The following is a 17,694-nucleotide window of genomic DNA, read 5'->3' as shown; positions in this document are numbered from 1 at the left end:
CGGGGCACGCCAGGACCCCGGCCCGGGTCCGCGGCGGCCGCCGCCTCAGCCGGCACCGGGCCCGGGGCCGGGCGGCTCCGGTGCCGTCGCGGCCAGGCGGGCGAGGGCGGCGGCCTCCGCGCTGCCCTCCTCGGCGCTGAAGACGTGCACGACGAGGCCGGTCTCCCCGGGCGCGACCGGCACGTGCAGGGTCTCGAAGTCCAGGTGCAGCAGCCCGGCCACGGGGTGCCGCAGCCGCTTGCGGCCCGCGCCGCACATCACGACCTCGCCGGTGTCCCAGATCCGCCGGAACTCGGCGCTCCGCGCGGACAGCTCGGTGAGGAGCGCCGCCAGCTCGGCGTCGTCGGGGAAGCGGCCCGCCGAGACCCGCAGCATGCCGACGGCCTCCGCCGCCCTCTCCGGCCAGTCGGGGAACAGGCTCCGGGAGGCAGGGTCGAGGAAGAGGAACCTGGCCTGGTTGGAGTCGCGGCGGACCGGCTCGGTCAGGCCGCCTATCAGCTCGGCGCCCAGCGCGTTCCAGGCCACCACGTCGAGCCGGTGGTTGGTGGCGAACGCGGGCAAGCCCGTCATGGCGGCCATCAGCCGCCGCAGCAGCGGGCTCACGCGGGCGCTGGGCGTGGGGCCGCTGCGGTCGGCGGTCAGCGTGGCGAGGTGCCGGCGCTCGGCCGCGTCCAGTCCGAGCGCCCCGGCCAGTGCCTCCAGCACCTCGTGGGACGGCTGGGTGGCGCGGCCCTGTTCGAGGCGCACGTAGTAGTCCACGCTGATCCCGGCGAGCTGGGCGAGCTCCTCGCGGCGCAGGCCCCGCACCCGCCGGCGGCGGCCGCCCGTGAGCCCCACGTGCTCCGGCGCGACCCGTCCGCGGCGGGCCTTCAGGAAGCTGCCGAGCGCGCGCCGGGCGTCGCCGAACCCGTCGACCGCCGGCGTGCCGCCGTGGCCCGGCGTCCGCGGGGCCCGGTCGTCGGCGCCGGTACTCCCGGTGCCCGCCGCTCCGCCGCCGTCGGCGTTCGGGCCGCGGCCACCCGGGCCTGTCGTGCGTTCGAGGCGGTCCACGGTCTCCATGAGCTCCAGTATGGGTGGTCCGCGCAGTACCAGGATCCGGGTTCCACCGGTCGAACGGGGTTCTGGCTCCCCCCTCGGCGCCCGGGAGAGCGTGACGCCATGACAGAAGCCACACCGAGGAAGAACGTCCTTCTCGTCTCGGTCCACCCGGAACCCCGTTCGCTCAACGCCGCCCTGACCGCCTTCGCCGCCGGCGAACTGCGTGCGGCCGGCCACCAGGTGCAGGTCTCCGACCTGTACGCGATGAAGTGGAAGGCGGCCGTGGACGCCGACGACTTCTCCGGCCACGCCCCGGACCGGCGGCTGGACGTGCTGGCGGCGCAGAGCGCGGCCACCCTGTCCGGGCGGCTGGCGCCGGACATCGCGGCGGAGCAGGAGAAGCTGCTGTGGTCGGACGCGGTGATCCTGCAGTTCCCGATGTGGTGGTTCTCGGTGCCCGCGCTGCTGAAGGGCTGGATCGACCGGGTCTTCACCTTCGGGTTCGCCCACGGTCCGACGCTGCCCCCGCCGTACAGCGAGGGGACGCTGGCCGGTCGGCGCGCCCTGGTGTCGATGACCGCGGGCGCCCGGGGGACCGCGTTCTCCGACCGGGGCATCCACGGCCGGCTCCAGGACCTCCTCCACCCCCTCCAGCACGGCCTGTTCTGGTTCACCGGCATGGCGCCCCTTCAGCCGTTCGTGCTGTACGAGACCGCCGACATGTCCGGCGAGCGATTCGCGGCGGCCAAGGAGGCGTACCGCGCCCGGCTCCAGGGGCTGTTCACCGACGAGCCGGTGCCGTTCCGGCGGCTCGACGGCGGTGACTACGGCCATGACATGCGGCTGCGGGCCGGCGCGGAGACGCCCGGCGCGGCCGGCTCTGACCTCCACCACCGCCCTCGCGACTGACCTGCACGCACCGCCCCTACCGGCCCGTTCCCCGCACCGGCCCCGCCCGCTCCGTCACCGACGCGAGCGGACGGGGCCGGCGCCCGTCCCGGCGCCATCTGCCCGCCCACCGACTCCCGGCCGTCCACCCTGGCGCCTGACGCCGCCAGGGCCCTTCCACCGCCCCCTTCCGGCGGCAAAGGCCGTGCGCACCCCCTTCCCGCCTGAAAGGGCAAATGGTAAGACAGCTAGACGCGCGACAGCAGATCTGGCCGAAAGGAAGGGCAATGCGGACCCGAACGTGCGGCGTGGCCTGCGTTTTCTCTCTTCTGCTCGTGACCGGCTGCGGGGCGGGCGCGGCCGACTCGGGCCAGATCCGAGTGGCCGACGTCTCCTCCCAGGCGGCGCAGAAGGTGTACGACGACATCCAGTCACGACCGCGGGCGCAGCAGCGTGCCAAAGCCGTGCAACTGGCCAAGGACGAGGGGACGCTGAAGGTCTACACATCGCTGACCGACAACGTCGCCGCCGTCGTCCAGAAGAAGTTCCAGAAGCAGTTCGGACTCAAGATCTCGATGTTCCGGGCCAACTCCGAGACGATCCTCCAGCGCATCTTCCAGGAGTCGCAGGCGAGGAAGCTGGACGCCGACGCGGTGGAGAGCGACTTCCTGGAGATGACCGAGCTCGGCGAGCAGAACATCCTGGCCGACTACAGCGGACCGGGCCTCGCCAAGGTCCCCTTCTCGGGCCGCTTCAAGGGCTGGACCGCCGACCGGTTCAACGTCTTCCTGCCGGCCTGGGACACCGACCTCGTCAAGAGCGCCGACATCCCGCACAGCTGGGAGGACCTGGCGGACCCGAAGTACCGGGGCAAGCTCACCCTCGAGCCCACGGACAGCGACTGGTACGAGAACGTCTCGCACTACTGGCTGACGCACGGCAAGTCCCGGCAGCAGGTCGACGCGCTCTGGAAGGGCATCGTCGCCAACGGCAAGGTGACCAAGGGCCACACCACGATCATGTCGCTGCTGGGGGCGGGCCAGACGCCGCTGGACTCGATGAACTACACGTACATCACCCAGCAGGCCGAGGCGAAGGGCGCCCCGGTCTCGTACCGGCTGCCGGACGGCACCAACCCGATCCCCGCCTTCCCGCGCCCCAACGGCGTCGGCATGCTCAAGGGCGCCCAGCACCCGGCGGCCGCCTGGCTGTTCTACGACTGGATGCTGAACGAGGGCCAGAAGGTCCTGGTCTCCCAGCGCATGACGCCGTCGACGAAGGTGCCGGGCGACACCAGCCTCAAGGGCCTCAACCTCGTGCCCTTCGACGTGAAGACCCTCGCCACCTCCAGCGGCTCCTGGGACAAGCGGTACGACGAGCAACTGCGCGGGGTCCTGGCGGACGGCTCGTAACCCGGTTCCCCCCTCCCGCCCCCACGTTCCTTCCGCACGCTCCTGCGCACCCTGAGGTGATCATGTGACCGTCACGACCGACCTGTCCGCCGGGCCCTCGATGCCGGTTCCGGTGTCCGACGAGCCGGCCCGCCTGCGCCGGCTGCTCTCGCCCCAGATCCTCGTCGTGGGCGGTGCCATGCTGGTCGTCGGCTTCCTCGCCCTCGTCCCGCTCGGCTACCTCCTGCACGACACCTTCGTCGGCGACCACGGCCTGTCGCTCAACGCGTTCAGACGCGCATACGGCGGCAACGCCCAGGCCGGCCGGATGATGCTGGACTCCCTGGAATTCGCCGTGGGCGCGGCCGCGTTCGCCCTCGTCGTGGGAACCGTGCTGGCCTACCTCCAGGTCCGCACCGACCTGCCGTTCAAGGGGCTGCTCTTCGCGGCGTCCCTGGTCCCGCTGATCGTGCCGGGCATCCTGTACGCGGCTGCCTGGATCTTCCTCGGCGACCCGTCCATCGGGCTCGTCAACACCCTCTTCTTCAAGCCGCTGTTCGGAGCGAGCCCCTTCGACGTGTACACCGTCTGGGGCATGGTCTGGGTGCAGGGGCTGCATCTCGCCCCGGTGGCGTTCCTGCTGATGGTGGCCGCGTTCCGGGGCATGGACCCCTCCCTGGAGGAGTCCGCCGCGATGTCGGGGGCGTCCCGGCTGACCGTGCTGCGCCGGGTCACCCTGCCGCTGATGCGGCCCGCGCTGATGTCGGCGGCGCTGCTGATGTTCGTGCAGTCCCTGGAGAGCTTCGAGGTGCCGGGCCTGCTCGGGCTCCAGAACGGCATCTACGTGTTCACCAGCCGGATCTACTTCGTGCTGCGGTCGTATCCCATCGACTACGGCAGCGCCGGAGCGTATGCGGTGGGTCTGCTCGCCATCGCGGTCGTCGGGGTGCTGCTGTCGTCGTGGCTGGGGCGCGGCGGGCGCTCGTTCCAGACGGTGACCGGCAAGGCGTTCCGCCCGCAGCCGGTGGCCCTCGGGCGGGCCCGGCCCTGGGTGGGCGCCGGTGTGGTGCTGTACTTCCTGCTGACGGTGGTGCTGCCGGTCGCGGTCCTCGTCTACGCGTCGCTGCTGAAGACGTACACGACCCCGTCGATGAAGGCGCTGCGCGGCATGTCGCTGGAGAACTACTCGACGGTGCTCCACCTGCCGCTCGCCGCCACCGCGCTGAAGAACTCGCTCATCCTCGGCGTCGGCGCGGCCACCATCGTCATGGCGCTGGCCGCCGTGGTCTCCTGGGCCGTGGTGCGCACCCGGATCCCCGGCAGGCGGCTGCTGGACCTGCTGGCGTTCACCCCGATCGTCATCCCCGGACTCGTGCTGGGCCTCGCGCTCGCGTTCGTCTATCTGAGGGTCCCGCTGCCGATCTACGGGACGCTCCTGATCCTGCTGATCTCGTACTGCACCCGCTACCTGCCCTACGGCATGCGGTACGCGACGGCCGCCATGACCCAGATGTCGGGCGAGCTGGAGGAGTCGGCCACCGTGTTCGGCGCGTCGTGGTGGCAGACGTTCCGGCGGATCCTGGTGCCGCTGGCGAGCAGCGGGCTGATCGCCGGATGGATCTACATCCTCGTCGTGTCCTTCCGCGAGCTGTCCAGCACGATCCTGCTGTACAGCCCCGGCACGGAGGTCCTCTCCGTGCTCATCTGGGAGCAGTTCGAGAACGGGCAGCTCACCACGCTCGCGGCGCTCGGCGTCTGCATGGTGCTGATCCTCGTCGTCCTGGTCCTGTTCGCCCAGCGCCTCGGTGCCCGTACGGGCCTGAAGTCCGACACCGCCAACTAGCCCGGAGGAACGGGACATGCTGATCGTGGACAACCTGGTGAAGAGCTACGGCTCCGCCGCGCGCGGACGGCGGGGGTCCGGTACGGAGGGCGCCCGCGTCCACGCGGTCGGGGGCGCGAGTTTCGAGGTGCGGGACGGCGAGCTGTTCACGCTGCTCGGTCCCTCGGGGTGCGGCAAGACCACGACCCTGCGCTCGGTGGCGGGACTGGAGATGCCGGACCGCGGCCGGATCACCCTCTCCGACCGGGTCCTCTTCGATGCGGTGAGACGGGTGAGCGTCCCCGCGAACCGCCGTGCGCTGGGCATGGTGTTCCAGTCGTACGCCATCTGGCCGCACATGACCGTCGCGAAGAACGTGTCGTTCCCGCTGGACGTGCTGCCGCGCGGGCGCAGGCCCGGCCGCTCGGAGATCGGGGAGCGGGTGGCGCGGCTGCTGGAGGTCACGGAGCTGTCGGCCTACGCGTCCCGCCCCGCCACCAAGCTCTCCGGCGGCCAGCAGCAGCGTCTGGCACTCGCCCGGGCGCTGGTCGTGCAGCCGGAACTGCTGCTGCTCGACGAGCCGCTGTCCAACCTCGACGCCAAGCTGCGGGAGAGCATGCGCTTCGAGCTGAAGCGGCTGCAACGCGAACTCGGCCTGACCGCCGTGTACGTCACGCACGACCAGTCCGAGGCGCTGGTGATGTCGAGCCGGATCGCGGTGATGAACGAGGGCGCGATCGAGCAGATCGGCAGCCCGCGGGAGATCTACACCAGGCCGGCGACGAAATTCGTCGCCGAGTTCATCGGCACCTCCAACTTCGTGGCCGGCGTGGTCAGTTCGGTGCGCGGCTACGAGGTGGCCGTGGACACCCCGGACGGCCGGCTGGTCTGCCGGACGGAGAGCGGGACCAGCGGGCCCGCCGTACCACCCGGTTCCGGCACCGACGTGCTGCTGTCCATACGGCCCGAGGCCCTGGACATCGCCACCGAGGAGAGCGCCGAGGCGGTCAACCAGTGGAAGGGCGAGGTGCTGACCCGGGCGTACCTCGGAGACGCCGTCGACCATGTGGTCCGCGTCGGCAAGCGGGAGATGCGCATCCGGTGCCATCCGACGCGCTCCATCGAGCCCGGTACCGCGGTGCATCTGTCGGTGGACCCGTCGAAGGTCACGCTGGTACCGGCCGGGTAGCCCCCGCGCGTGCGGCGGACGGGCGGCCGTGGACCGGCCGCCCGTTCAGCCGCCGGCCCGCACGAGGCCCTCGCCGAACGCGACGGCGTCCGGGTGCCCGAACAGGCCCGCCATGCCGCCGGTGTGGACGAAGACGGTCCGCTCACCGGGGCGGATCGCGCCCTCGCGTACGGCGGCGATCAGGCCCGCCATGGCGCGCCCCGTGTAGATCGGGTCCAGTACGACGCCTTCGGTGCGCGCCGCCAGTTCGAGGGCGGCCTTGACGGGCTCGGTCAGGGTGCCGTAGCCGGCGCCCACCTGGTCGCCCCGTACCCGGATGCGGTCGGGCCCGAGGGGCTCGGAGGTCAGGCCGGCGGCGAAGGACCGGATCACGCCGACCGGGTCGTCGAGGGCTCCGGTGTCGACGCCGAGGACGCGCTCCGTTCCGAGGGAGGCCACCAGTCCGGCCATGGTTCCGCCGGAGCCGACGGCGACGACCGCCGTCCGGGCGTCGGGGACCTGCTCCAGCAGTTCCTGCCCGCAGCGCACGTATCCGCGCGCGCCGAGTGCGCTGGAGCCGCCGAAGGGGATGAGCGCCGGTCGCGCGCCCTCCTCCCGCAGCCGCTCGCAGACGTCCGCGGCGGCCCTGTCGTGGGCTTCCCGGCCGGATGCGCCGGACCAGACGATGCGGGCCCCGAAGAGGCCGTCCAGGACCAGGTTGCCGGACCGGGAGCCGTCCGCGGTCCCGGGGAAGACGAGCACGGAGGCGAGGCCGAGGCGCGCGGCGGCGGCCGCGGTCAGCCGGGCGTGGTTGCTCTGCGGCGCCCCGGTGGTCACCAGCGTGTCGGCGCCGTCGGTGAGCGCGGCGGCCACGGTCCACTCCAGCTTGCGCACCTTGTTGCCTCCCCCGCCGAGGCCGGTGAGGTCGTCACGCTTGACCAGCAGGTCCTCGGGGCCGAGGCCGAGCTCGGCGGCGAGCCTCGGGAGCGGCTCCACGGGCGTCGGCCAGGTGCCGAGCGGTACGCGGGACGGGGATCCGGAGGCGGCGGGTGCGGTGTTCATGGGCGGGGGTCCTTGCCGGTCGGGGCACTCGGTGAACAGTCTGCAACGGCTCCGGGGCGGGCGGCGGGCCGGGGTGCGCGGGGCCGCCAGCCCGGTGGGCGCAGGATGCCGAGGAGCTGGCGGACCAGCTCGTCGACGACCTCGTCGAGCGTGGCCTCCACCCACCCCGCGCTCCAGTCGTGCAGCAGGCCGTTGACGCTGCCGATGAAGGCGGTGGCCGCGAGCCGGTAGTCGCGGGGGGCGGCCTCCCCTTGGGCGGCGGCCTGCTCGGCCGCGGCGCAGATGAGGTCGACCCAGCGGGAGCGGCGCGCCAGGCGGCGGCGCTCCATCCGGGGGCTGACGCCGATGATCTCGACGAAGGTGATGCGGATGCGGCGCGGATCACCCGTGACGTCGGCGGCGTAGGCGCGGAAGACAGCGGCGGCGCGCTCCTGAAGCGGCAGGTCCCCGGCGCCTGCGAGGGCGGCCAGTGCCGCCTGCTCCGCCCAGTCGTTGACCTGGAGGTGCAGCGCGGCGAGCACGTCTTCCAGGGTGCGGAACTGCTCGTAGAACTGCCGGGTCGACAGGCCCGCGGCCTCGCTGAGCGCCGCGACGGTCGTGCCCCGGTAGCCGGGGGCGCTGCCGAAAGGCTGGAGTGCCGCGTCCAGGAAGCGGCGGCGCCGCTCGGCCTGCCGCTCCTCGGCCGACCTGCCGCCGTAGCGGCGGGTCGGCGCCCTGAGTCTGCCCGCCACGGGCCTCCCCCTGTCTGCTCGGCCTTCTCCCCATGCCTCGGTGGCCAATTTTGGCGTGTCCCCGGTCTTGTGGAGCAGGCGGCCCTTCCCTACTTTTCAGTACGTAAATCTGAATGCGTTGCTGTTCAGATTTCTTCACCGCACCTTGACATGTCCCCACCACAGCTGTCACCGAAGAGGAGAGAGCAGTCATGCCTGCCTTCGCCCCCAGGTACCTGTGCTCCATGGCCGCCGCCCTCGTTCTGACCGCCACCGCGCCCGCGACCGCCGCCACGGCCGCCGATGCCCGGCACGCCGCCGGGGACCTCCAGGAGGTGATGTTCGTGGGCAACAACTGGGAAGGCACCGCGGACGTCATCGGGTCCACCGGCGACTTCGCGAAGGTCGGCCGGATCGATGTCGTTCCCGACGAGGAGGAACGCCTCGCGGAGATCCAGGCCGACCCCATCAAGTGGATCTACTTCCAGGCCATCCGGGAGACCGTCGGCGAGGGCCACGACCAGTTCGTCGACGACATGTACTCCACCCCCGACGGCTCCTCGGTGGTCGTCTCCCGGCCGAGCTTCGCCGACGTGGTCTCCATCGACCTGGCCACCGGACGCCTCAACTGGCGCTTTTCCGTGGCGGGTTACCGCGCCGACCACATGGCCCTGTCCCCCGACGGCACCCGGGTCGCCGTCTCGGCCTCCACCGCGAACGAGGTGCAGGTCCTGGACATCGCCACCGGAAAGGAGCTGGGCGAGTTCGCGACCGGCGACAAGCCGCACGAGAACATCTTCACCAGGGACGGGGCGTACCTCTGGAACATGTCCATCGGCGAGGTGAACACCGACCTCGACGCCCCCTGGCTGGACTGGACGAAGGGCGACCGGCACATCACCGTCGTGGACGCCGCCACCTTCCGGCAGGTCAAGGTGATCGACATGCGCGAACGGCTGGACGCCGCCGGGCTGAGCGGCCTCTCGGACGCCGTGCGGCCCGCCGCGTTCTCGCCCGACGAGTCGATGTTCTACTTCCAGGTCTCGTTCTTCAACGGCTTCCTGGAGTACGACGTCGCCAAGGACACCATCACCCGGGTGAAGGCGCTCCCCAAGAACCCGGCCACCAGCGACGACCGCACGACGATGGTCAACGACTCGCGCGACCACGGCATCTCGATGAGCCCGGACGGCGGCAAGCTGTGCGTCGCGGGCACGATGGACGACTACGCGACGGTGGTCGACCGCGGCACCCTCCAGGAGGGCCCGCTCGTCGCAGCGTCCAAGCCCTACTGGGCCACCGTCAGCGGCGACGGCAAGGACTGCGTCATCTCCGAGAGCGGCGCCGACCAGGTCACCGCCATCGATTTCGCCACCGGGCAGAAGCGGGTGTCCGTGCCGGTCGGCGACCACCCGCAGCGCGTGCGGCTGGGCCATGTGCGGGCGGGCTGGACGGGGCCGGCCGGCGGATGAGGCGCCTTCCCGGGCCGGCCGGCGGTACGGCCGGGCGGCCCGGGGCCGGGGCGAAGTGAGCGGTCAGGCCGAGGCCGTCAGGGGGCGGTGGCCGAGCCGCTGCGGGTCAGTTCCTCGGCCATGCGCCGCATGCCCACGCGGTTGGCCCTCAGGATCGCGGCCCTTACGAGCGGGGCCAGCAGGCGGTCGGCGAGCGGGGCCTGAAGCCAGGCGTACTCGAACGAGACACGGCTGCCCCCGGACGGCGACGGCGTGACGCGGTAGGTGCCCCGGGCGCGGCGCCGCCCGCCCGCGCTGGTGTTCCGCTCGACGATGCGGACGGGACGCTCGGCCTCGACGACCTCGATGTCGACGTCGGCCTTCGCACCGGCCAGCGAGGCCGCGACCGTGACGCGCGAGCCCACGCCGCTCGCCGGGCCTTCGTACCGCCAGCGGGTCAGGTAGTGGTCGGTGAAGCGCTCGTGGTTGGCCATGACGTCGAGGAAGTCATAGACCGCCTCGGGCGCCTGCGGTACGTCGATCGACACGGTGACGGGCCTCATGAACCACACGGTACACCCGCCGTGAACCAGTTGGTACAGTCACGGCGTGACGCAAGCACGCGAGGAGAACGGGGGCGGGAACGGCAAGGGCTCCCGGCCCGAGGCCCCAGGACGCGAGCGGGTCCCGCAGGAGCGGCGCGGCGAGCCCGGCCCGGGGCGCGAGCGGGAGGTCCGGGGCGGCGGCGAGGGCGCCGACCGCCGGAGTGAACTGCTGGAGGCGGCCACCGACTACGTGGCCGAGCACGGCATCGCGGAGCTGAGCCTGCGACGCCTGGGGGCGGCGATCGGCACCAGCCACCGGATGCTGATCCACCACTTCGGCTCGAAGGAGCGGCTGTTCGTCGAGATCGTGCGGGCCGCCGAGGAGCGCCAGCGCGACCTGCTGGCGCGGCTGCGGAGCGATCCGGACCTCTCCCCCACCGATGCGGCCCGCCGCCTGTGGCAGCGGCTCGCCGACCCCGGACTGGCGGCCCAGGAGCGACTGTTCTTCGAGATCTGCGGGCAGGCCCTGCAAGGACGACCGGAGGCGGTGCCGGTACTCGACGGGATCGTCACCGACTGGCTGGAGCCGCCGGCCGCGGTGGATGCGGCGCACGGCACCGACCCCGCAACGGCCCGCGCCCGCGCCCGACTCGGGCTCGCCGTCGTACGGGGACTGCTGCTGGACCTCCTCGCCACGGGCGACCGGGCCGGAGTCGACGCCGCGCTGGAGGAGTTCCTGCACCTTCAGCAGGAGCCGAGTCCGCCCGCATCGCACGAGCCGGCGCCGGACGCTCGCACGTGAGGCGGTCCGCGACGCGATCAGAAAAGACTGCATGGATGTACAGTCCCCCGTATGGATATCCGCCGTGTGTCCTTCGCTCACCCCGACGCCGTCGCGCTGAACGACCGCGTGCAGCGCGAGTACGCCGTGCGGTACGGGGACGAGGGTGATGTCACGCCGCTCGAACCGGCCATGTTCGAGCCGCCGTCGGGCCTGTACCTGATCGTCTACGACGACCTGGGCACCCCGCTCTCCACCGGCGGCTGGCGCGCGCAGGACGCGAACGCCGAGGGGTACACCGACGGCGACGCCGAGGTCAAACGCATGTACGTGGTCCCCGAGGCGCGCCGCCGTGGCCTGTCCCGGCTGGTCCTGGCCGCGCTGGAGGACGACGCCCGCACGGCCGGCCGTACCCGCATGGTGCTGGAGACCGGCGTCAGGCTGCCAGAGGCCATCGCCCTGTATGTCTCCAGCGGCTACCAGCTGTGCGCCAGGTTCGGGCCCTACCGCTTCGACGAGCTCAGCCGCTGCTACGCGAAGCCCCTCGTGACCGCCGCGGTGCCCGGGCCGACTACGGCACCCGCCACCACGACGCCCGCCACCACGGCCCCCGGCCCGGATGCCCGGCGCGGGACCGCCACGCGCTGAAACCGCGGGAGCCGCCGGGGCGGTTGCTACGCGGTCGGGGCCGGCGGCGGGCCGGAGATGTTCTTCAGGCCGAGGCTGTGCAGCCTCCGCACCTGCGGGGCGTCGAACTCGGTCCAGAGCCCGGCGGGCACCAGCAGCCAGCCCACGACGGGCGGCCGCGAGTCGGGCTCGGCCACCGTTTCCGGGTCTTGTGGCGACAGGCCTCTACCGGTCGCTGTTTCCGGCTCCTCAGCCGGCGGGGCCACCCCGGCCGGCACGGCGGCCGAAGCGGGGCGCGACCGGCGCGGCGCGGAGGACGGTGAGGCGGGCGGAAGCGCCCTGGCTCCGGCGGACGCGCCTCTCCTCGGGGAATCCCGTCGGTCCGAAGGCGTGGAGGTCCGCGCGGGCACGAGGGCGCGCCCGGATGTGCCGGTGTGCCGCCCTGCTGCGGCCTGGCGGCAGGCCGGGGCGATGCGCGCGATCGCCGCGGGGTGGGGCTGCTGGCGCGAGGGGTGGGATGTATGTGGTGATGACATGATTCCTCCCCGTGCGACCGTGCCGGCCGGCGGTTCACCGGGGCGGCGGACGGGCCGCTGGCCTGCCAGTGTGCGCCGGTGTCCTGGTAGGACGCTCCATTACCGTCACAGTGCTGGCAAGTCAGCGGCCCCACCCTTCGCGCGCGGCCTCCGGTTCCCGGCACGCCGCACGCACGATCACCGCACCACCGGCGCCGCGCCCCGACGCCCCCTTCAGCGCCCCGGCGCCGCGTCAGGCGCCCCTATCGCCATGCCTGGCAGCCCCCTGGCCGCGGCGAGCGCCCTCTCCGGCGTCTGCTCCGAGCACCTTCTCCGGCTGCCCGCGTCCGCGCACGCTTCGGGTGCCGGCGGCCCCGTACGCACCGCCCGGGCGTACGGGGCCAGATGCGGGCCCGCCTCCCCAGGAAGGCCCGCGCCCCGCCGACCTGACCGGTCCGTCGGCCCTGTTGCCGTCAGCCGGCCAGGTCGCCGTACTGGAAGCCGCCACCGTTCGCGTCGACACATGCACCCGCCCGTAGACCCGAGGGTCACTGGTTGTGGAGGCGCCGGTCCAACCCCACTGGCAGGCGACCTCGTTGATGCGCGGCCAGGCCGTGCCGACGTCGCCGGAGCGGTGGATGGCGCGCATCCCGACGCTCTTGGCGCTGGAGTAGAGCGGGATATGCCGCGCCCGGGGCAGCCTTGCCGAATCCGATGGAGTCTGCGGCATCGACGCCCTTGGCCTCGGTGAACGTGGCACCGCGTCGGTCGAGTGCCACAGGCCGTAGGTAAGGACTTCTTCGCATGGGCCCCTTCTCCTCTCCTGCCACCCGAACCCGCACAGTCTTCAGACCAATTAATATGGGAGCGCTCCCATATTATCGACAGCTCGGATGCTAACGGCTCGACGAGGACATGGAAACCCATCACGCGTTGCATGCCTGAACCACCAGGTTGCGCGGGGATTTCGGAGCCGTTGACGCGCGGCGGACGTGCCTCCGTCCGGGCAGATCCGGCCCGACCGCCCGGCGTCGGGGCCATCGAATTCGACATCGAATCGACGTATTGGTCAGGCCACTTTCTCCGGAGCATCCCCAGGGCGTGCACCGGGTCGACGGGCGAGGGACCCGTTCGCGGCGGGGAGAGGGAGGATGATTGGCGATATACCGGGCCGGCGAGGCAGACTCGGGGATGGAAGGATCCCCTCTCCTCTTGCGGTGTCCATGGACCACTCCAGCGACGGCAGCGAACACGCGGCGGCGGGCGTGCGCGCCCTGACGGACGTGGTCGGGCAAGCCCGTGCGGACACGGAACGGCTCATCGCGTCCCTGACGCGGGTGTGGGACAACGTCGTGGAGACCTCGGCGATGGCCGCGGACGACGACGAGCACGATCCGGAAGGGCAGACGGTCGCGTTCGAGCGCGCGCAGCTCCGTGACGCGCTGACGCGGGCACGCTCCGAGCTCGCCGACCTGGACCTCGCAGCAGAGCGGATCCGCGCGGGCACGTACTTCACCTGCGAGCGCTGCGGAGGTCCCATCTCCGCGGAGCGGCTCGCCGCCCGCCTCAGCACCCGGATCTGCATCGCCTGCGCGAGCACCCCCACCAGGTGACCCGTTCCACCGGTGCGGGTACGGCCGGTGGCGGCTACGAGGGGTCACCGGTCCGGTGCGCGGGTGCATGTGACCGGCGTACGGGTGAGAGGCGCGCGGGCGCTCTCCGCGGCGTTTCGGCGGAGCCGCCGAAGGGCACTCGCCGGTGCCGGCACGAGGGCGCCGGGGACGGCACATGCCTGAGCAGCGCTCCGGCCGCCCGGCCACGGAGGGAGGCAGTATGAGGATCGGCATCATCGGGGCGGGGCGCATCGGCGCCACCCTCGCCCGGCATTTCGCCCGGATCGGCCACGAGGTGGCCATCAGCAACTCACGCGGCCCCGAGACGCTCGAGGATCTGGCGGCCCGCATGGGCGGGTCCGTGCAGGCGATGACGCCGCGAGAGGCGGCCGAGTTCGGCCAGGTCGTCGTCGTGTCGATCCCGTACGGCCGCTACCGGGAACTGCCCGCCGCGCAGCTCCGCGGCAAGCTCGTCATCGACACCGTCAACTACTACCCCGAGCGGGACGGGCACGACTCCGACCTGGACGGCGAGGCCACCACGTCCAGCGAGAAGATCAGGGAGTACACCGGCGCGAACCTGGTGAAGGCGTTCAACGCGATCTACTGGGACACCCTGCGCGACGCCGTCCGCCCGAAGGGCGACCCCGAGCGGCTGGCGATCCCCGTCGCCGGCACCGACTCCGAGGCCAAGGCGGTGGTGTCCGGGCTGATCCGGGACATCGGGTTCGACCCGGTGGACGTGGGCGACCTCGGCGAGGGCGGCCGCAAGTACCAGCCGGGCACCAACGTCTACGCGGTCCCGCTGCACGCGGATGAGCTGAGCGGCCTGCTGCACGTGTGAGGAAGCCCCCGGCCGGGTCGCGCCACGGATGTGCCTTAGGGCTTCGCCAGATCCGGTCCAGCCTGCCGCTTGCGGTACGAGCCCGGCCAACCACCGGTGGGGGGCCGTTCGCGCAGTTCCCCGCGCCCCTCGACGCGGGGTCAGCCCGATCCGCCCCCCGGCCCCTTCACAGGCAGGCGGGCAGCGCCGGGGCCCCGGCCCCCCACCGGTCCATGGCCGGGGCCCCGGCCGTCACCGAACGGTGCCGCCTTTCGCACCGGTGGCCGAGAGCGACGTCGCCGCGTCAGGGTCCGAGGGAGCGGCGCCGGTGGAGTCCTCGCTCACCGCGATCGCGATGGCGCTCTCCTCCTCGGGGACCACGAAGACCGGGTCGCCGTGCGCGAGGCCGATCTTCTCCCGGTACATGCGCGAGCGCAGCAGGGTGTCGCCGACGCGCACGTGGTAGTCCCAGCAGTCGCCGTGGTAGATGCTGAACTCGACGGTGCCCTTCCAGCCGCGACCCGACGGGTCCTTGCGGGAGAGCACCAGGCTCTCCGGGCGCAGGAAGACGTTGACGCTAGTGCCCTCGCTCAGCGTGCCCGTGGGCAGGCAGCTCAGCCTGCCCTGAGGGAGGTCGATCTCGACGGTCTTGCCGCCCAGGGACAGGACCGTGCCGGGCAGGCTGTTGGAGATCCCCATGAAGCGCGCGGTGAACTCCTCGCGGGGCGCGGCGTAGATCTCCTGGGCCGCGCCGCGCTCCACGATCCGGCCGCGGTCCATGACGATCACCTCGTCGGAGACCGCGAGCGCCTCGTCCTGGTCGTGGGTGACGAAGACGGTGGTGATGCCGAGGCGCTGCTGCACCCCCCGGATCTCGTCGCGGACCCGGTCACGGAGGCCGGCGTCCAGGTTGCTCAGCGGCTCGTCCAGCAGCAGGACCTCGGGCTCTCTGGTCAGGGCGCGGGCCAGGGAGATGCGCTGCTGCTGGCCGCCGGAGAGCGCGGGCGACGGCCGGTCGGCGAGGTCGGCGAGGCCGACCAGGTCGAGGGCCTCCATGGCACGGCGGCGCGCCTCGGCGCGCGGCAGCCGCTTCTGCCCGGACCGCAGCGGGAACATCACGTTCTCGATGGCGGTCATATGGGGCCAGACCGCGTACGACTGGAAGACCACGCCGATGGGCCGCTGGTGCGCGCCCACGAACACCCCCTCCTCGGGCGCGCACACCAGCTTGCCGCCGATGGTGATCCGGCCCGCGTCGGGCCGTTCCAGCCCGGCGATCAGACGCAGGGTGGTGGTCTTGCCGCAGCCGCTCGGGCCGAGCAAGGTGACGAGTTTTCCCTCGGGGACCTCCAGGTCGATACCGTCGACGGCGTTGCGTGACACCGCCCGTCCCTCGAAACGCTTGACCAGGCCGCGTACCTCGATCACGACACTCTCCTTTGAGTACTCAGGCTCATTGACGGTTCAGCCCGGTCCTGCTGCCCAGCAGGCGGACCAGTGCGACGATCACGGCGAGGAAGACGACGATGGCGACGCCGAGGGCGGCCACGATCGGGTAACTGCCGTTGGACCACTCCTGGTAGATCGTCACCGACACCACTTGGGTGTCCTGGGTGTAGAGGAAGATGGCGGCCGAGATCTCGCGGAACGCGACGATGACCGTGTACAGGAAGGCGGCCAGCAGCGAGGGCACCAGCAGCGGCACGTAGATGCGCCGGAAGGTGCGCAGCCACGTCGCGCCGCTGGCGGCCGCGGCCTCCTCCAACTCGTCCTTGATCTGGGACATGCCGGGCACGATGTACCGCAGCCCGTAGGGCAGCCCGATCGTCACGAAGGCGATCACCAGGATCGTCAGCGTGCCGTACATCTGGAAGGGCATCGGGACGGTCAGGTACCAGTACAGGATGCCGACGCCCATCACGACGCTGGGCACCGCGAGCGGGACCGTGGCGAGCGCGTCGAGCACGCCCCTGCCGCGCACCTTGGTCTTGACGGTGATGTAGGCGACGAGCGAGCTGAGCACGGTGACGATGGCACCGGCGAGCACGGCGGTGATCAGGCTGTTGCGGACCGAGGAGGTGAGGGCGGGGGTGTCGAGGAGCTCACGGTAGTTGGCCAGGGTGAGGTGGTGCAGCGCCGACAGCGACGGCGGCTCGTAGCCGGGCAGCAGCGACGACCAGAGCAGCATCAGCAGCGGCAGCACCACGGCCGCGATGAAGAACAGCACGAAGATGGCGAAGCCCAGCCACCGCCACCGGCCGAGGTCGGTCACGGTGGGCCTGAAGCCCTTGCCGGTGATGGTCTGCGCGGCGGCGCCCGACCCGCTCATCCGCCGCGAGAGCCACAGCCCGAGGGTGGCCACGACGAGGATGAAGATGCCGATGACACCGACGGTTCCGTAGTCGGTCGGGAAGGTCTGCAGGGCCTTGTAGATCCGGCTGACGAACACGAACGTGTGCCCGGGAACGCCGATGAGCTGCGGCACCTCGAACGTCGAGATGGTCTGCACGAACATCAGCAGGGCCGCCGACATGATGGCCGGCCTGATGAGCCGGGCGGTGATGGTGCGGAAGACGCGGAAGGGCGGTGCTCCCGAGCTCAGGGCGGCCTCCTCCAGGGAGGAGTCCATGGAGGTGAAGGCAGCGGTGCCCATCAGGAAGGCCACGGGCGTGACGTGCATGGACTGCACCAGCACCATGCCGGCCAGCGAGTAGATGTCGAACGTCGGCAGGTGCAGGTCGCGCAGCAGAACGTTCAGCGCGCCGGTGTTCGGTGCGAACAGCAGGGCCCAGGCGACGGTGTTGAGGATGCCCGGGATGATCAGCGGGACCAGCGCGGCGACCTGGGCGAAGAACTTCGCCGGGGTGTTGGTCCGGGTCACCAGGTAGGCGAGCCCGAAGCCGATGACGGTGCACAGGACGGCCGTGGCCGCGGCATAGGCGAAGGAGTTGCCCACCAGCACCCAGAAGTCGGAGCTGCCCAGCGTCTCCGTGTAGTGGCGCAGGGTCCACTCGACCGGCCCGGTGTTGAGGAAGGACGACTGGAGGCTGGCGACCAGCATGGTGGCGGCCGGCACCAGTGCCAGGTAGGCGACCACGAGGGCCACCAGGGCCAGCAGGATGTGGCGGGGGTCGCGGAACCACTCCAGGGCGGTGCTCAGTCGGGTGGTGCGGGCGGGGCGCAGCGGGGCTCGGGCCGGTGGTGCACCGGGGCGGGAGCGGCTGATCAGGCTCATGGCGTGGCCGTCCTGGGAGGTCGGT

16 protein-coding genes and 1 pseudogene are annotated in these 17,694 nt (G+C 72.0%); 9 read left to right on the top strand and 8 right to left on the bottom strand.

What is annotated here, in order from left to right:
- Positions 1-45: 45 nt before the first annotated feature.
- On the bottom strand, positions 46-1,059 hold the full coding sequence (locus Sm713_RS39795) for a helix-turn-helix domain-containing protein (RefSeq protein ID WP_212914785.1): 1,014 nt from the start codon (positions 1,057-1,059) through the stop codon (positions 46-48).
- A gap of 99 nt (positions 1,060-1,158) precedes the next feature.
- Between Sm713_RS39795 and Sm713_RS39790 the strand changes: the two genes are divergently transcribed.
- From Sm713_RS39790 to Sm713_RS39775, 4 genes are all read left to right on the top strand, one after another.
- Positions 1,159-1,947 carry an NAD(P)H-dependent oxidoreductase gene (locus Sm713_RS39790; RefSeq protein WP_212914784.1) on the top strand — a complete coding sequence of 263 codons (789 nt, stop codon included), beginning with the start codon at positions 1,159-1,161 and terminating at the stop codon, positions 1,945-1,947.
- 266 nt (positions 1,948-2,213) lie between these two features.
- The gene (locus Sm713_RS39785) at positions 2,214-3,338 is read left to right on the top strand and encodes an ABC transporter substrate-binding protein (RefSeq protein ID WP_212914783.1); all 1,125 of its coding nucleotides are present in this window, start codon (positions 2,214-2,216) and stop codon (positions 3,336-3,338) included.
- A gap of 64 nt (positions 3,339-3,402) precedes the next feature.
- A complete protein-coding gene (locus Sm713_RS39780; RefSeq protein WP_249416976.1) occupies positions 3,403-5,160 on the top strand; it encodes an iron ABC transporter permease in 1,758 nt (585 codons plus the stop codon).
- A gap of 16 nt (positions 5,161-5,176) precedes the next feature.
- A complete protein-coding gene (locus tag Sm713_RS39775; RefSeq protein ID WP_212914782.1) occupies positions 5,177-6,328 on the top strand; it encodes an ABC transporter ATP-binding protein in 1,152 nt (383 codons plus the stop codon).
- A gap of 45 nt (positions 6,329-6,373) precedes the next feature.
- Here Sm713_RS39775 and Sm713_RS39770 read toward each other — a convergent pair whose 3' ends face one another.
- Together Sm713_RS39770 and Sm713_RS39765 are read right to left on the bottom strand one after the other, a co-directional pair.
- Positions 6,374-7,369 (bottom strand): pyridoxal-phosphate dependent enzyme, encoded by a 996-nt coding sequence (locus Sm713_RS39770; RefSeq protein WP_212914781.1) that lies wholly within the window; start codon positions 7,367-7,369, stop codon positions 6,374-6,376.
- Positions 7,366-8,100 (bottom strand): TetR/AcrR family transcriptional regulator, encoded by a 735-nt coding sequence (locus Sm713_RS39765; protein ID WP_212914780.1) that lies wholly within the window; start codon positions 8,098-8,100, stop codon positions 7,366-7,368. The genes Sm713_RS39770 and Sm713_RS39765 overlap by 4 nt, the downstream gene beginning before the upstream one ends.
- A gap of 191 nt (positions 8,101-8,291) precedes the next feature.
- Here Sm713_RS39765 and Sm713_RS39760 point away from each other — a divergent pair, with 191 nt between their 5' ends.
- Positions 8,292-9,551 carry a PQQ-binding-like beta-propeller repeat protein gene (locus Sm713_RS39760; protein WP_212914779.1) on the top strand — a complete coding sequence of 420 codons (1,260 nt, stop codon included), beginning with the start codon at positions 8,292-8,294 and terminating at the stop codon, positions 9,549-9,551.
- A 77-nt stretch (positions 9,552-9,628) separates the two neighbouring features.
- Here Sm713_RS39760 and Sm713_RS39755 read toward each other — a convergent pair whose 3' ends face one another.
- Entirely contained in the window at positions 9,629-10,093 is a 465-nt protein-coding gene (locus Sm713_RS39755) for an SRPBCC family protein (RefSeq protein WP_212914778.1), read from the bottom strand.
- A 46-nt stretch (positions 10,094-10,139) separates the two neighbouring features.
- Between Sm713_RS39755 and Sm713_RS39750 the strand changes: the two genes are divergently transcribed.
- Together Sm713_RS39750 and Sm713_RS39745 are read left to right on the top strand one after the other, a co-directional pair.
- Entirely contained in the window at positions 10,140-10,877 is a 738-nt protein-coding gene (locus Sm713_RS39750) for a TetR/AcrR family transcriptional regulator (RefSeq protein WP_249416975.1), read from the top strand.
- A 51-nt stretch (positions 10,878-10,928) separates the two neighbouring features.
- Positions 10,929-11,504 carry a GNAT family N-acetyltransferase gene (locus tag Sm713_RS39745; protein ID WP_212914777.1) on the top strand — a complete coding sequence of 192 codons (576 nt, stop codon included), beginning with the start codon at positions 10,929-10,931 and terminating at the stop codon, positions 11,502-11,504.
- A 26-nt stretch (positions 11,505-11,530) separates the two neighbouring features.
- On the opposite strand, the gene Sm713_RS39740 is transcribed toward Sm713_RS39745, so the two are convergent.
- Both Sm713_RS39740 and Sm713_RS41120 read right to left on the bottom strand, forming a co-directional pair.
- Entirely contained in the window at positions 11,531-11,680 is a 150-nt protein-coding gene (locus Sm713_RS39740) for a hypothetical protein (protein WP_212914776.1), read from the bottom strand.
- 791 nt (positions 11,681-12,471) lie between these two features.
- A pseudogene (locus tag Sm713_RS41120) lies at positions 12,472-12,785 on the bottom strand (xyloglucanase); the annotation flags it as partial.
- Between the two features lie 436 nt (positions 12,786-13,221).
- Between Sm713_RS41120 and Sm713_RS39735 the strand changes: the two are divergent.
- A complete protein-coding gene (locus Sm713_RS39735) occupies positions 13,222-13,611 on the top strand; it encodes a TraR/DksA C4-type zinc finger protein (protein WP_283249859.1) in 390 nt (129 codons plus the stop codon).
- Positions 13,612-13,831: 220 nt separating this feature from the next.
- Entirely contained in the window at positions 13,832-14,455 is a 624-nt protein-coding gene (locus Sm713_RS39730) for an NADPH-dependent F420 reductase (protein WP_249416974.1), read from the top strand.
- Between the two features lie 231 nt (positions 14,456-14,686).
- On the opposite strand, the gene Sm713_RS39725 is transcribed toward Sm713_RS39730, so the two are convergent.
- On the bottom strand, positions 14,687-15,862 hold the full coding sequence (locus Sm713_RS39725; RefSeq protein WP_212914773.1) for an ABC transporter ATP-binding protein: 1,176 nt from the start codon (positions 15,860-15,862) through the stop codon (positions 14,687-14,689).
- 25 nt (positions 15,863-15,887) lie between these two features.
- Positions 15,888-17,669, bottom strand: coding sequence for an iron ABC transporter permease (locus Sm713_RS39720; protein WP_212914772.1), 1,782 nt, complete (start codon positions 17,667-17,669; stop codon positions 15,888-15,890).
- Between the last annotated feature and the right edge of the window lie 25 nt (positions 17,670-17,694).

This window comes from Streptomyces sp. TS71-3, assembly GCF_018327685.1.
Taxonomy (GTDB): domain Bacteria; phylum Actinomycetota; class Actinomycetes; order Streptomycetales; family Streptomycetaceae; genus Streptomyces.
This window is presented reverse-complemented; position numbering and strand designations above follow the sequence as displayed.